Origin of the sequence: Acinetobacter portensis, from assembly GCF_009372215.1 — a bacterium.
GTDB classification, from domain to species: domain Bacteria; phylum Pseudomonadota; class Gammaproteobacteria; order Pseudomonadales; family Moraxellaceae; genus Acinetobacter; species Acinetobacter portensis.
The window spans coordinates 1-16,507 of record NZ_LWRV01000058.1; the positions used below are offsets into that span (position 1 = coordinate 1).

General features: G+C 37.0%; 7 protein-coding genes and 2 pseudogenes. 1 reads left to right on the forward strand and 8 read right to left on the reverse strand.

The features are described from left to right. From A6M14_RS06220 to A6M14_RS06250, 7 genes and pseudogenes are all read right to left on the reverse strand, one after another. A partial coding sequence (locus tag A6M14_RS06220) for a two-partner secretion domain-containing protein (RefSeq protein ID WP_152874132.1) occupies positions 1–5,706 on the reverse strand: 5,706 nt, incomplete at its 3' end. A 34-nt stretch (positions 5,707–5,740) separates the two neighbouring features. Beyond that, a complete protein-coding gene (locus tag A6M14_RS06225) occupies positions 5,741–6,256 on the reverse strand; it encodes a toxin-activating lysine-acyltransferase (protein ID WP_152874133.1) in 516 nt (171 codons plus the stop codon). 11 nt (positions 6,257–6,267) lie between these two features. Next, positions 6,268–8,025: a ShlB/FhaC/HecB family hemolysin secretion/activation protein gene (locus tag A6M14_RS06230; RefSeq protein ID WP_152874134.1), complete on the reverse strand. Its 1,758-nt coding sequence runs from the start codon at positions 8,023–8,025 to the stop codon at positions 6,268–6,270. Positions 8,026–8,543: 518 nt separating this feature from the next. Continuing rightward, positions 8,544–11,411: pseudogene (locus A6M14_RS06235) on the reverse strand (type I restriction endonuclease subunit R). A gap of 39 nt (positions 11,412–11,450) precedes the next feature. After that, positions 11,451–12,359, reverse strand: coding sequence for a DUF4357 domain-containing protein (locus tag A6M14_RS06240; RefSeq protein WP_188110867.1), 909 nt, complete (start codon positions 12,357–12,359; stop codon positions 11,451–11,453). Between the two features lie 9 nt (positions 12,360–12,368). Then, entirely contained in the window at positions 12,369–13,658 is a 1,290-nt protein-coding gene (locus tag A6M14_RS06245; protein ID WP_152874135.1) for a restriction endonuclease subunit S, read from the reverse strand. Continuing rightward, positions 13,658–15,232: pseudogene (locus tag A6M14_RS06250) on the reverse strand (type I restriction-modification system subunit M). The gene A6M14_RS06245 and the pseudogene A6M14_RS06250 overlap by 1 nt, the downstream one beginning before the upstream one ends. Positions 15,233–15,421: 189 nt before the next feature. Here A6M14_RS06250 and A6M14_RS06255 point away from each other — a divergent pair. Next, positions 15,422–15,889 (forward strand): hypothetical protein, encoded by a 468-nt coding sequence (locus tag A6M14_RS06255; RefSeq protein WP_152874136.1) that lies wholly within the window; start codon positions 15,422–15,424, stop codon positions 15,887–15,889. Between the two features lie 45 nt (positions 15,890–15,934). On the opposite strand, the gene A6M14_RS06260 is transcribed toward A6M14_RS06255, so the two are convergent. Next, positions 15,935–16,150 (reverse strand): helix-turn-helix transcriptional regulator, encoded by a 216-nt coding sequence (locus A6M14_RS06260; RefSeq protein ID WP_378226905.1) that lies wholly within the window; start codon positions 16,148–16,150, stop codon positions 15,935–15,937. Between the last annotated feature and the right edge of the window lie 357 nt (positions 16,151–16,507).

Here is a 16,507-nt window from a genome sequence, read left to right on the forward strand (position 1 = left end):
TGCAGCCGCTGTAGCGGCAGCAGCAGCTACAGCAATTTGTGCACTCGTAACATTAGCAGTTGCGAATGCGATATTCGCCTTACTATCATCTAGTGCTTCTTTAGTGATTTTACCCGCTGCATAATCTCGTTGCGCTTGGCTATAGTCATCTTTCGCTTTCGATAATGCTTTTGTTGCATCTGCGATAGCAGCTACAGCAAGTACAGCATCGACATAAGCATTTCGAACACCGACTTCTGTACTCACAGTCTCAGTATGGGTTTTCTCTTCTGTCGTGGTTTTATTTTCGTAACCACCAATGTTTAAATCACCTCGACCATGATCAATAACAGTATCACCAGACGCAGTGATATTTTGCCCTAAAATATCAACGCCTTCTGTCCCTTGAATCGTTAAGTTTTCAGTATTAATAGTGCCTGACTTATGCGTGGTTGTCGTGGTCTTCACTTCATGTTCTGTGTCTTCAAGTACAAAGCCACCCACACGAATACTATCTTTGTTGAGTTTTACCCCTAGACCTTCAACAGTTTCTTTACTATTGGATGTCACCGTCTTTTGTTGTTCTTCGGCTGCATCTAGTTCTACTTTTTTCCCTGAAATAACCGTGTTTTTAGCATTGATGTTTGCACTTTTTATCTGAGTCTTCTCAGATGAGCCCACATTAATATTTGTAGCTGCTAAATCTGTGCCTGTTTGTTTGCTTTGTTCTGTACGTGTACTTGATGATTCACCAATCGTAATTTTAGGCGCTTTTAATCCAGGTGCTAATCCTTCAATTCCTGCTAAACCAATCGCTGTCGCTTTCATTAAGTCTTTGGCAACACCTCGATAACCTTTTTGTTTTTCATCCCATTGTTGGTCATTGGTTTCTAAGGTCGTCAGACTCACATTTTCAGGAATAGCACTGCCATCTCTTGATTTTAAACTGCCATCTGCCTGACGCTCAAACTGTGTATTTCCGATATAAATATTATCTTTAGCCTGAATATCGTTGGCTTGTAGCTCAATATTTTTGCCTGCATTGATATCGACATTTTTGCCAGCTTTGAGCTGGGTTTGTGCAACTTCTTCATCAATATAACCCGATTGACGATTTTCAAATTGCACTGCATTCTTCTTCTCTGATACGTTGCTCTTCATGTCAGTATCAATATCTGAAATGAGTTTCACATTGCCTTTATTCGCTGAAATTTGAATAGACTCTTTCGCTTCAGCAATCAAATGTGTTGCTTGTACATCACCTTCTTGGCTATTAATAAGAACATTGCCGCCCGCTTGGATATCTGTTGCAATCGATTGACTGGTTGAAGACTTAATTTTCTTGTCTGTTTTTGAGAATCCACCTTTTTCTTGGGCTGCAAGTTCAGAGCTTCTTTCATCTCGTCCATTTTCAATCAGCACATCTTTGCCAGCATCAATCACCACATTGCCAGATTCACTATTCAATGTGCCTGCTTTAATGTGTGTATTATCATCACTTTTAAGGGAAATATCGCCTTTAGACTGAATTTGAGTTCCTACATCACGACTCGACGCATTCAAAATCTGATCTTTTTCTCCTGCTGAGCTCAGATCACTTCGACTCACATTTACTGTCGATACATTTAAGTCTTTACCCGCATGAATTGCGACACCACCTTCACTTCGGATATCTGATGCTTTTAAGTTAATATTATTCTTCGCATTAGCAATGAGCTGACCATCTGCATCGTTAACATATAGTCCTGCAACTCGCCCTATATTTTCTGCAGTAAATTCACTTAAACCGTCTTTGTTTTCAGTTTTTATCGTTGTGGTGATATTGTTAATATCTCGGCCAGCATCTAGTACTAAAGCTTTATTCGCTTCGATTTGCCCACCAATATTATTAATATCCGTTTTTGCAGTCGCAAAGACCTCATTCCCTTTAATTAGACCACCAACATTATTAATGTTATTGGCCTCTAGGTTGACCAATTGCCGCCCTGCGATGCTACCGTGGTTATTTAAGTTTCCAGTCAGTTTAATATTAACATGATCAGCAGCAATTAAAGTTCCTTGACCATTTAAGTCACCTGGTTGAACGGCAACATAAACTTTCGGTACTAAAACTTGTACTTTTTCACCATCCGCCAAAGTCACTGTCTCTTTCACTAACCATACAATATCACTGGTCAATCGTGCAATTTGGGCTTCGGAGAGTTTAACCCCTATACTTAAATTCAGGTCTTTAGCAGTACTAATACCTGAATCCATCAATGCTTTAAATTGATCTTCATAATTACTATAACCATCGAGATAGACTTTACCCGTAAGTTTTGCAATTTGGTCATTTACTAATTTTTGTTCGTAGTAACCATCCCCCAAACGCTTATGCATATTTTGTGGGTCTGTCGAGAACATTTTTAACATGTAATCACTACCTAACCATTTTTTATAATTGGTAAAGGCATCATTCGTTTCAATCAAAGGTCGATTATTATTATCTTTATTGATACTAAATAAAGATTGACTTGGTAAACTTAAATCTGGCGTAATACTACGGATTTCTGTTTGGGTTTTTCCCTCTACATTCTCTCGTTTTACCGCTTCAATCTGCGTTGAATTCACACCCCCCTGATAAGCACCATCGTATTTCACCACATCTAATTTAATCGGTGTCACAATATCTGCAGGGTTATAAGCTCTCGTACTATTCCATTTGCTACGTTTACTTGTACCTAACTTATTCCATCCTACATAGTGATATCGAGAGGTTCCTGTTTTTATCAGGCGATGTTCGCCATCGGCATCAATATTATTAATCTCATTTTGTAAAATATTAATGCCTTTCGCTGCTAGAATCTGGCTTTTATCATTTGTTAAATTTTGACCATTGATCCCCAGCGTTCCACCCGAAATAATTTCCGCAGGCGCACTTGAATCCACATAATCTTTCTTTTCATATTCGGTATAGTTGTAACGGGTATAGTCTTCAAACTCTTGACCATCTAAATAAACTGTCTCTTTGCCCCCCCAACCAGTAACATGTGATGAGTCAAGAATTTCACTACGTCCATCTCCTTGATAGGCTGTTACTTCCTTGCGTGTTCCTGGAATTTCTTTAACACTGGAACTGAAATGAAGGTTACGGTTGGTTAAGGTATCAACATCTAAATACATATCACCATTAGACTGTATTCGTGCACTCGCATTATCTAGATATTTTGCTGAACCTTCCGCTAAATTATTTTCATTTAACTTAGCACCAATAACCAGTTTATCTTCACTCGAAATTAATGCTTGTTCTCTGTTTTCAATTTTGGTTGCAGCAATATCCACTCGCTTACGTGCTGCAATAGTTCCAGCCTTTAACCCATCATTTGTTTGTTGTTCCGCATTCAGTAAGTGCTGTGTTTGTAAGGCAATATGGTCACCATAAATTTGACCCGTACCTATGTTCTTAATTTCATTTTTTGCATCAAGTAAGGTTAAACCTTGGCTATTGATTAATCCTGTATTCTCAATTTTGTCTCGAGCTGAAATGTGAACCAGTTGATTCGCTTGAACCTTTCCTTGGTCATTATTTTTTATATTTTGAGCACTTAGACTTAACGATTGTCCTGCTTCTAATACAGTATTATTTATAATATCAGATTGATTTTCAATCACCAGATCTTGTCCTGCTTGTATAGCAGAATCTACACTTAATGCCCCTTGCTGTTTTAAATAAATATTTTTATTTGCAATAAGAAGTGATTGTTCAGCATGCTGTAATTTTTTGGATTGAAGACTGATATCTCCAGTTGATAGTATCTTCCCAGACTTTGTATTATCAATATTTAACGTATTTTGATTATCATCATGGATTTTAACAGCATTAATTGCAGTGATTTGTCCTGCTTGATTATTCAGTTGCTTTTGTACATTAAAATTCAATCTGTCTTGTGCTTGAATAATACCCTTTTGGTTATTCAACTGCTCTGCTTGTATTGCAGCATTCTGGCTATATATTTCACCCGCATTATTATCAACATCCCTCACTTGAGCTGTGAGTGTTGTTGAACTCAATACACCGTGGTTTCGAATGTAATCACCGTTGGCACTTAAGGTATTTAAATTTAATGTTGCCGTGTTATCCAGTGTCTTGGCTGTACTTAAATCCACCCCACCATTCGCAGTAATCTTCCCTGCATCATTTTCAATACTGTCTGCTTTAATCTTGCCTTGGGCGAAGCTTGCAGTGATTGGCGTATTGGCTGAACTGGTGCTACCACCACCTGTCGCTGTACTCGGTGCTTCTATTCCTGTACCTGAGCCACCTGTATTTCCACCACCTGTGCCTGTACTTGGATCTGTTCCTGCATCTTGATCAATTTCGGTATAACCAATTAAACCTTTGTTTTTATTGTTAAGGGTTTTAGCATCAATCGCTAAGTCTTGTAAGCCTGTTTGTACAATTTTACCTGTGCTGTTTTTTAACTCTTTTGTTTCTACATCAATTCGACCTGCATTCAACTCACCTTGGTTTTGAATCGTCTCTTTATTACGAATATTCAGCTCAGCAGATGTTGCGATCAAACCTGTATTATTAATCTTATTGGTTTGAATACTTTGCTTCGCTAAACTTGAAATACTGCCACTGTTGTTTAAATCTGTGGCTTTGATATCTAAGGTCGCTTGTTTGGCATCTTCTTTGTGTTGTGCAACCACTGCACCACTATTTTGGAGTTGTCCATCTGCACCAATTTTAATACTGCCTGCAGAAGCAAACACTTGCCCTGCATTATTTATACCTACGCCTTTGTCTGTACTAATCAGGCTGATTTTGCCTGCGTACATCCCACCTAAACTTCCTGTATCTATCGAGAATTTTGGCGTATTTGCTGTGCCACTGTTTGTTGCACCGACATGCTTAATATTGTTTTCTATATCGATGTCATTTTGACCCGTCACCACTTGCAAGTCTTTTGCCCATACCCCTGCATTCATTTGTGCGGCATGACTGAGTAACCGTGTGTAATCCGCTGTACTAGTATCTAAACCTTGTCCTGTAATGTTGATTAAACCATCTCGGATTTGAAAGCCTGTCACAGCGCCATTATTTAGTAATGGATTGCCTGTGGTTAAGGTCACACCACCTGCATTTATAAAGCCACCACCATCGACATTAATCCCTGCAGGGTTGGCAATAATCACATCGGCTTTTCGTCCACCCACTTCTATATAGCCATTGAGGTGACTAGCATTGGTCGAGTTGACCTGATTCACAATCACTTTGGCTTCACCACCCGCAAGCCAAGGGTTGCCTTGGATGTGTCCTGCAAGTTGGGTTTGTGCATTTTGACGACTGTTGTTAAGAATCACTCCCTTTTGATTCACATCAAATTGTTGATAATGGTTCATTGAAACGCCTGCTTGACTTGGCGTTTGAATATTGACTTGGGTTGTACCATTGGCACTATTGATAATGGTCGGTCTTTGATTTCCCGCTGCATTTGGATCTGCAACTACATTGGCTTGTGCTAAATCCGTGGTAACACCTAGGCTTGCTACACCTGTCAGCAACATAATAGAGAAGGATAGAACTTTTAAGCCTAAACTTTTTTCAGCTGTAGATTCTGTGTTGATCTCTACCTGCGTGGTGCTTCGATTGCTTGTTTGTCCTTCTGCAGAGACATTCTCTGCAACAACCACCATTTCACCACGGGTTTTACTAAAAATCGTTTTATAAAAGTTCTTATTCATTTCTCTATCACCAATTCTTTAATTTTTAAATATGTTATTCAGCAAGGGAATGTATTTTTTGCCAATGTTGGAAATCTTGATGTTTTACTTGAGCCCCCTTAAAGCTAAGTATCCTTAAGCCTTTCTCTTGACCTCTGTGGTACAGCGATCGCAAAATATGTTTAGGAAATAAGTACTGCGCCATTACATTTTTCATCATTGGGCTATGTTCAAATGGGCTAAACCAATCAATAATCCAGAAGTGTTCCCCACTTTTCCATTCATCTAATGCAAGTGGCAAACCTTGACTACCTACATATTTTTTTTCAGTTTCGTCATTTAATAACGCCCAACTGACATAGCCAATGACACGGTCATTTTCTACAAACACTGCAAACTGTCGGTGTTGTATAAAAGGTACGACTCTCGTCATTAAATAACTTAAAGGTGCATCTTTTAATTTAGGCACGTATTGCCATAACCACATCAAGGATCCCAATACTTCAGCCTCACTCCAATGTTCTTGAGGATAATGTGATGGCGCAATTACACTTATATTTCCAATCTTCATATCACTCTCAACTAAAACGAGTAATTCAAACTCATGCCATAATTCATGTCGTAGTTTTGGAAGTAATCTGGCTTCTTCAGTGGCTTGCCTGCAAATACGTCATAGTAGAATGTGCCACCCACTTTCACTTGCCCTCGAAAGCCCATTGCTCCTCCAACCAAGGTTTTACCCAACAGTTGATCTGCTGACTGTCCATCAACATGGCCTGCATCTAATGCAATATAAAATTGGTGCGCGGGGAAAATTGACATGGCTAAATCATTACGCCAGTAATAACCGCGATCGGCAGCTAAGGTCATATTTCCATCAAAGCCACGTACCGTATAGCGTCCACCAATAGACATGCGGTCTTGCATAGTCAGTGGTGTGTCGTTGTACTGAACTCTTAATGCGCTTGAGTAGCTATAGTTTTGTTTTTCAAATTGGAATGGCACATTTAAGTTGGCATCTAATGTCCAAATTTCCATGCGCGAAGTCCCTTCATCGAAGGCTTCTTCAGGGGCACGTAAGGCACTAAAAGCACCTGTACCACGTTTATAGCCAAGACTTAAATCCAGTACCGATGACTTGATATATTCACGATGATCGATATTGAATTGCCAGCCTGAAACATCACGTCTTTGGATGGTCATTTCTGCATCATCAATGAAGCTTTTTGATTGGCGATGCCAACCCTTAAGTGTCGCTGAGGTTTTTCGTTTTGCATCGCGATAAAGCAAGCGTGTTACACCTAAATCTTGTGTTTGACTTTCACCATTGTAGTTATAGACGTTATCTGTGCCTGCAACTGCTTGGTCGTAGTTGTATTGGCTTGCATTGGCACTGATTAACCAGTTTTTATACGGTACTGAATAATGCAATGCATAGTTGTTGGTTCCACTTTTTACCGTCGCACCTTTTTTATCCGTGATCTTTTGTTGATCCGCTAAGTTGCGCCCAACCGTAATGTAAAATAGGTCACTTCGAAATAAGGGGTTGTCTAAAGAGACCGTAATGTTGCCTTGGTATTTGCCTGTTTGTCGGCTACCTGCATCATCTGCACTTAAGGTCACACGAATTGGTATTTTTCTTTGTTTCCACTTAACGATGACATCACTTTGATTCGGTGCATCCGCAGGGACAATTTGAATATCTGCTTCTGCTGTCGGTACACGTTTTAAGTTTTCTAAGCCTTGTTCTAAATCCCGTAAATTCAGCACATCGCCTTTTTTAATTGGAAAGATGTTTTTTGCGTATTGGATTCGTCCAGCTCGAGTATTGGTTTCATCACTTAAATCCAGTTTGATTTCACGCACCAAACCAGGAATTACGGTCAATTCTAATGTGCCTGTGCTTAGGTTTTGTGGGGCAGCCAATACACGTGTGGTGGTATAGCCTCGACCAATAATGATGTTTTGGGTTTTGGTCATCAGCAAGTTAATGGCTTGTTCACCCATACATAAACCCGATTTAAATTCGAGTTCTTTTAAAGCTTGTGTTAAGTATTTACTAAACTTATCACCCATTTCACCGTTTAGTTTTACTTCATTAATCTCGAAACACTGTTCTTCTTTTATTTCATGAAGTTTCAAGTTTTCTTTTTGGCGTGCAGCATCTAAATTTACATCTGCTGAAGGTTGAATAATTTTTTCTAATTCGGCTTGGCGTTGTTGATTTCGTATAAGCCCATCTACAGCAGGGTCAAAGCTTTCTGCATAAATATGTGCAGAAATAGAACTACCTCCCAAAGCCAAAACAATACTTTTTAATAATATATTTTTAGTTAACATAACCACATTACGATTAAATTTTGTGCGCAATTTAACAAATAAATATCAAAATTTCAACAAAAACCCACCTAAACCTTTAGAAGATTACTTATAAACAATTGGTTATTAATACGATATTTTTTTTGTAATTAAGTTCACAATTAAACTAACTTACTCATTTGCTACTTTACATACAGAATTAGTCATTAAGTATTCGATCAATTATTTTTAGAAATGCGAATTTACTCAATCAAAACTTATAGTTTTTAACAAAGTAAATAAACAGAAATAACGTGAATTTTATTATGTTTATTCATAGTTTTATTGATTCAATAAATTTAGTTTTTTTGAAAAAATTAAATTAAGTACAATAACAAATAATAATTCATTGAGGTGGTGGCAGATTAACTGAATCAAAATAACTCTGATTAATAACAAATAATAAAAATCGAATTACCCTTTTTAACCCTAATTTAAAACGCAGTAATATACCCATGCAGCCATCTAGCTGCATGGGTATATTTCACTAATTGTTTTATTTAAAGCCCTATATAGAACTTTTCAATGAACTGTCTTGTCTTCACAAGTAATGAACTAAATACATTCTCTCGTTCAAATAGCTTTACTTTAAAATTAGGTAAATCTTTTAATTCTTCTTTTCGCGGCAAACGCTTCGTGAACTCGTAATTATCGAGTACCGTTTTCATCACCGCAGGATTAAGCTTTTCTTGTTCACATAAATTCTGATATGCCTGCTCTTTCTCGACATCCCAAAACTCAGCAAATGCAGATTGAACACTTTGCCCATTGATCATTTTCGGCATGTTTTCTTCAATGAATTTTTTAATCAATTCTTGTTTGTTGTGTAGTGTCGCTTCGCCACCAATCAAGTCATTTACTTGTGCTTCATATTTCTTACGCTTGTCATCATCTTTACTATTTATAGCAAGCTGTAATAAATTAATAATATAACCAACGTTAATACGATCTCTATGCAACAAGTCGAGCTGAAAGTCGATATCGTCTAGTACAGATACTTTTTCTTTTTGTACCACCGTTCTTACAGCTGTACATAAATCTGAATACTTCGATGCATAATCAGCAAAATCTTGTTTATTTAAAATCGTTTGATCTTGATCGTACTCAACAAAAGTTTGTAACTGTGCATTAAAACGCATGACTTCACGGAATGCCTTAATAAATTCGAGTTGCTGATCTTCAGTAAGGAGGTCATCCACACTCTGACAATCGGGTGCAATCATCAATAATTTAGCAACTGCTCGTGTATAGTCCTTTTTAATTTCTTCAAAACTAGGGACAAGTACAACTTCTTTGGTTTGTTTATTTGAAAACAAAGCCAAAGCTTCATCGGTAGCACGTTTTAAATTTCGGAAACAGATAATGTTGCCAAATGATTTCTTATTATTGTAAACACGATTCGTTCGTGAAAATGCTTGAATCAATCCATGATGCTTTAAGTTTTTATCAACATAAAGCGTGTTTAATGGTTTTGAATCGAAGCCTGTCAGGAACATATTTACGACAAGTAGAATATCAATCTCTTTTTTCTTTACTCGATCTGCAATATCACGGTAATAGGCATAAAACTGATCGCCTGAATTATAATTGGTTTTGAACTACTCATTGTACTTTGCAATATAACGATCTAATTTATCTCGGCTTGATTGGTTAATTTGGCTTGGAATATCTGTAGACTCCTCTCCAATTAAACCATTCTGCTCAGTAGGTTCTACTGCTTCATTTGCCCCATAAGAGAATATGGTGGCAATAGTTAAGGGATTGAATAATTTACCCTGCTCTTCATCTTCTTTTTGTTTATCTGCTTGGGCTTTTTCAAACAGCTCATAATACTGCGTGAGTGTATCGACTGAACTCACACAGAACATTGCTGTAAAATCACGCTTGTTAGTTTTAGTATCGTGATTCTCAACAATATAACGTGCAATCATTTCTAAGCGTTTAGGGTTGTTATACAACTCGCTGGTATCTATACCTTCGACTTCTTCACCACCGTTTTGCATACCTTTTACGGTGTATTTCCCTCGATAATCAATTTGGAATTGCAAGACGTTTTTATCTCGTATCGCATCGACAATGACATATTGGTGTAGACATTTATTGAATAGATAATCTGTGGTCAGTTTTAATCCTGCCTTAGATGTACTGTTTTCTTTAAAAATTGGCGTACCTGTAAAGCCAAACATTTGGGCATTTTTAAAGAATTTTTTAATGTTCTGATGAGTATCACCAAATTGACTACGGTGGCATTCGTCAAAGATGAAAACAACTTTTTTATCTTTTAAATAGTCTACATATTCAGAATAACGGTCTGTGCTAATGGCACGATTCAACTTTTGAATTGTGGTGACAATGAGTTTGTCATGTCGTTGATCAAGCTGTTTGACCAATGTATTTGTACTGTCTGTACTATCTACACTCTCCGCTTTAAAGGCATTAAATTCTTTTGAGGTTTGTGTATCTAGATCATTGCGGTCTACCACAAATAGAACTTTGTCTACCTCTGGCATTTTCATAATGAGCTGACTGGCTTTAAATGAGGTCAGTGTTTTGCCTGAACCTGTGGTATGCCAAATATAGCCATTGCTTGGTTCAGTCTGTACATGCTGAATAATGTTTTGTACTGCATATATTTGGTATGGACGTAATACCATTAAACTTTTTGTGGTTTCAAGCAGTACCATGTATTGCGTCAACATTTGCGTTAAATGCTGTTGGTTTAGAAATACATCGGCAAACTTGGTGATTTCATTGATATGTTTATTGGTGATATCTGCCCAAGGAAATGCAAACTCGATACCTGTTGTACCATTTGAATAGTAACGTGTATTTACACCATTACTAATAACAAAGAGTTGAATAAAATTAAATAAACCTTGCCCTGCCCAATATGCTTCTCGGGTATAACGTCGGGTTTGATGAAAGGCTTCTGCAATTTCCATCCCTCGTTTTTTTAATTCTATTTGTACGAGTGGTAAACCATTGACCAAAAGTGTGACATCGAAACGGCTTGTACGCCCATTATGATCTCGATGATCTACGGTAATTTGGTTGGTGACTTGAAAGTAGTTTTTTGTTGGGTCTTCAGATAAGAAAAAGATGTGTTTGCTTGAGCCATCGTCAAATTTTACAGGAAATTGATCTCGTAGATTTTTAGCACGTTCAAATACCGTTCCTGAATTTAAGAAGCTAATGACTTGCTTCCACTCTGCTTCTGATAGTGGTGCTAGTTCATTGGCACGTTCGATTTGTTTTTTGAGGTTTGACAGTAGTTGTGCTTCGTTTTTTATAACAACTCGTTCATAGTCCAAGCCTTTAAGCTGTGCGATGAGTGCATTTTCGAGTTGTTGTTCACTTTGTACTGTCATTATTAACCCCATTTTTCCAATTTCACCAATTTTTATCAACTAGGCACAATCAACTTGATTTTGTTGCCACTCAGCATATGTCACATTTGTATTGATTTCTTTCCAAGCTTTTCGCCCATTAGTTTCCTGCCCATTAATAACAGCTGCTGCTGCTGATGGACTAGTGAATGCATAGTTTTGTGCAAACGTAAATGTATCAGTAGAAATAACTCCTTGCTCAATAAGCATAGGTCTTAATTTACTAATATATGAGTGTGTCGATAAAGATGATATCTTTTTAACTTGTGAGTCCTTCAGTACCAGAAATTCACCATCAATTTCTTCTGCAAATGCTTTTAAATCACGAGTAGATAAATAGAAACGAGTGTTCTTCTGAGTTTCCAAAGCAATAGTGTTGATATCTGTATTTGAACTATGATTTTGGCTATTCTCTTTTAAAAAGTTATATCCCAATACAGGTAAAATCATTCTTATTTGTTCTAAAAAATACTCCATATCGGCTGTTGCTGACTCAGGTAAGCGATTATATTGATGTGCTGTACTATTCTGAAGCTCGCAATTACCATTCTTTATTGCAATTTCTATCAATCGACTCTCTAAATATTTGATATGTGCTTTCGTTAGGTTTAAATCTTTACTAGTCACTAAACACACTTTCCCCCAGAAATCTTTCCCGCCTGATTCTTCTGTTTTATTGTGCTGTCGTAACCGTATAGAAATATCTTCTGATTCACCAATATATACTTTGGGTTTAAACGAGTTTTCTAAATCATCACCCACTAAAAAATAAATGCCAGTCTTTCCACATTCATCTCGCTTAATTAGTTCTGAAAGTTTTGTTCGTGGAGCAGACAATACATGTCCAGTCCAATTAATAATCTCAGCAGTTAAAATACCGTTAGGTGTACCATCAACCAAATATAAAATTACGCTTTTACCTAAGCTCACTTTTATCTCCTAAACAAACATCTGCTGTAACAAGCCTTTTTTCCAAGTTTTAGCTTGTTCAATTTGCTGTGAAACCACTTCAATTTTTTGGTCAATCGCAGATAAAAAGTTAGCGATTTTGGTTTGTTCTTCTAGCGAAGGCACCAATAATTTCAATTTTCTTTGTGTAGTGATTGGAACCTGATTTCTTGTTGATTGCGACATGATTCCAACATATTGTTTTTTAAAATAATCAGATTCTAAAATACTTTTCAGATAAATATTTTTTAATTTTTGAGGATTACATCGATAATATGTTGCAGTAGTACTTAATATTACAAATTCTAGATCCGTCTTTAACAATGCAACAGGTCCAACTGTAGCATTATGTGCAAACAAAATATCACCATCTTTAGCGATGCCTTTCTTAAACTTCAAAGCTCTCTCTATCGGAAGTTTCTTTGTACTTAAAAAATTCACTTGCCCATTACTAAAATCTGTTGCACCAATATAAGGAATACCTTTTTCACTGAATTCTTCCGATTTTGGATATAACTCACCATGGTTTCCATCCATTTGGTCAATAATGTAGTTTTTATCCATAAAATATTGGATTACATTTTCCTCCCACTCCCCAAATTCACTACCATCATCCGCTTTAAAACGAATCTGCTGACTAAACAGCTTTTGCATCATGCCTTGTTTATATTGGCTCAGCAGTTGGTATTTTTGAGTCAACTGGCTAATCTTTTCATCCACAGCAGAAAGAAAAGCAGCAACTTTAGTTTGTTCTTCTTTAGATGGATAAGAAAATGGTAATTTACGCTGTTCTGAAATACCTATATAAAGCCTAGTTGCTCCTGTACACAAAGCTAGTAATTCATTTTGAAAAATTGGTGCCTCAAAAGTACTTTTAATAAAATCAGGAATCAATTTTGCCTTGTTCAAAACACGATAATAAGTAACCTGAGGCGTAAGCATGATATACGGTGTCTTTAATTCAGGCACTTTTGCAACATTACCAATAGTTGCTTTATGAGTAAGTAAAATATCTCCTCCTACAGAGAATCCTTTTCTTAAACCATCAGCCTGTGACTTTTTTATCTTCTTAGATTTATCTAAATGGACTTTACCATCAATAACATCTGTCGCCATGACAAATGGAATCCCATCGTCCACATAATCGGCTGAAGTTGGATGAATTTCCCCATGATTGCCATCCATTGGTTTGTCAATAATTTTCTCATCGACAAGAGCCTGAATATCAGCCTGAAGCCACTCACCCTTAAATTCCTTAAACCGTAATTTAGGCGTAGCCATTACTTCACCTCCACAAATGGTGAATCAATACCTAACTCTTTACAGAAATCTGCAATCACAGCATCCGTGTTTTGGCTTTCCACTTCCAAAGCTTGAAGCTGTTTGGCAATGTCAGCTAAATCAATCTCATCTTCCGATTCAAAAGTATCAACATAACGCGGAATATTCAGGTTGTAATCGTTGTCTTTGACTTCTTGCAAAGTCGCCACTTTGGCATATTTTTCAACATCTACACGGTTTATAAATGCATCTAAAACCTTATCTAAATGCTCAGGCAATAACTTGTTTTGATTCTTCTGCTTTTCAAAATCATTACTTGCATCAATAAATAAAATATTGCCCGTATGCTCACGGTCTTTCTTCAGTACTAAAATACAGGTTGGAATACTTGTGCCGTAGAAAATATTGGCTGGTAAACCAATAATTGCATCTACTACATTGAGTTGTTCAATTAAATACTGACGAATCACACCCTCACTCGAACCACGGAATAACACACCATGCGGTAATACCACCGCCATTGTGCCGTTATCATTCAACTGATAAAGCATGTGCTGAACAAATGCCATATCTGCTTTTGACTTAGGTGCAAGTTTGCCATAAGAAGCAAAACGCTCATCTTGCAAAAATAAAGGATCAGCTGACCAATCCGCAGAAAATGGAGGGTTCGCCACCACAGCATCAAAACGTTTATCAATATGTTGCGGACGAGTTAAAGTATTTTCTTGTTTAATGTCGAACTTCGCAAAATGAACATCATGCAAAATCATGTTCATACGTGCCAAGTTGTATGTGGTACGGTTCATTTCCTGACCGTAAATCATATCGACATCTTTTACTTCACGTTTTACACGTAATAATAAAGAACCCGAACCGCAAGTTGGGTCATACACCGAACGTAAACGCTCTTTTCCTTGCGTCACAATTTTAGCAAGTAAGGTCGAAACGGTTTGAGGTGTATAAAACTCACCTGCTTTTTTCCCTGCACCCGATGCAAACTCACCAATCAGGTATTCATAAGCATCGCCCAATACATCAGACTCTGTATTTGAAATATCAAAATCAATTTCATCTAAATGACTTAGAACTTTCGCAACCAACTCATTACGGTCATTTGCGGAGTTACCAAGTTTGGTCGAGTTTAAATCTAAATCTTCAAACAAATTGGCAAAATCATCTGCCGAGTCTGTACCTAATGTACTTTGCTCAATAGATTTTAAGGTTGCAGTTAAATCATCAAGAATAAATTCACCTGCACGACCACGCTGTGCAATTGAGTGAAAAAGTTGTTTTGGTGCTAAGGCATAGCCTACTTCATTAATTGAGTTCTTTTTAATTTCGTTGATATAAGTAAGATGCTCTTCATTACTTTCATCTAATTGTGTATATGTAGAATCGTATTCGTCATTTGTGAGTAATTCATTACCATAATTGATTGCTTTTTCAGACAGATATTAAAAGAAAATAAACCCAAGAATATAATCACGGAATTCATCTGCTCCCATTGTTCCACGTAGGGTATTGGCGATATTCCATAATTGTTTTTGTAATTGCTGTAGCTGTACTTGAGTCATGTTTAAAAACAACCAAAATCATTATTTTACGATGCTTGTACTTTGCCATATTTGGCTATTTTTTTTAAGGTGTATTTAAGTCTAATTACTATATAACGACAGATTTTGTCGCTTAGTACACGCAACCTCATTGCCTAACTAAAGTATAAATTGTTAATTTCATCACAATAATTACAAACAGGAATTAATATGCTTTTTGACAATGAAATGAATAAAGAGCTTCAATCCTTTGCACGAAATATGGCATCTCAGTTATTCATTGGTGGTTTAGGTTTTTTAACACTTTATAGAGCTGATACAAAAGAAGATTTTCTTGCTCATCAATTTTTAGGACTATATGTTGTTGGACTATTACTCCTGCTTTGGTCAATTTATTTAGCAATAAGTAATGTCTGCATTCTTAATCATGATTTCAAGAACTATCTATGGAGAAAATCTAAAAAATATGACCGAATTCGATTAATGAAATATCACTTAATAGAAAATAATAACTTAAACAGTATAGCTAAAACCTTCAAAGGGCTAAAATTAGAAGATGAATTAAAAATTCGCTTAGAAGGCGTATTTATCATATTAATTTGGTTCTTATATGCCTTCATCTATCTTGCTGGAATATCATTTACTTTTTTTCAACAAAGTCGGTTATTTTTCAGTTAATACAAATCATAAAAACAAAAAAAATAAGGGAGCTTTCGCTCCCACCTATTCTCGACTCGCCAGCTTATCTTCAATCCATTGATGGATTTCCCAAGCTGACCAGCCGATGCGGTTTTGTGTGATTTTTACTTTCTTCGGAAATGTCGGATCGTAATAAGGTGAATCTTCATCCATCATCTCGGAAATCGTTGAACGCCCTACACCGACAATGCCCAATTCGACATCAACCTGAAGCACATGTGCAAAGTCATAAAAAGCCAAATCCTCAAAATCAGTTTGATAAAATAAACCTGCATTGGTCACTACCAAACCCAACTTGGCACTTCCAAATACAGTGTCATCCACCAATAACAGAATCTCTTCATGGCGGATGTGTTTGGGTAAGTAATGTTGGGCACCCACTAATTTTTTATGGGGAATCACAGGGGCAAGATAGATTGAATCCTGCCCTTGCACCGCCACACGCATCGGTGAGCGTTGCAGAAAGCTGTGGAAGTTCTGCATAGACATCTGCATCCTTTTTCTATTCGGGCTGAATTAAAAAATCCAGCCGAGTAATTGAAAGGGCCATGTCAGTGCCTTACCCAATAAATACGCTTTGCTATACAGATCAGGATA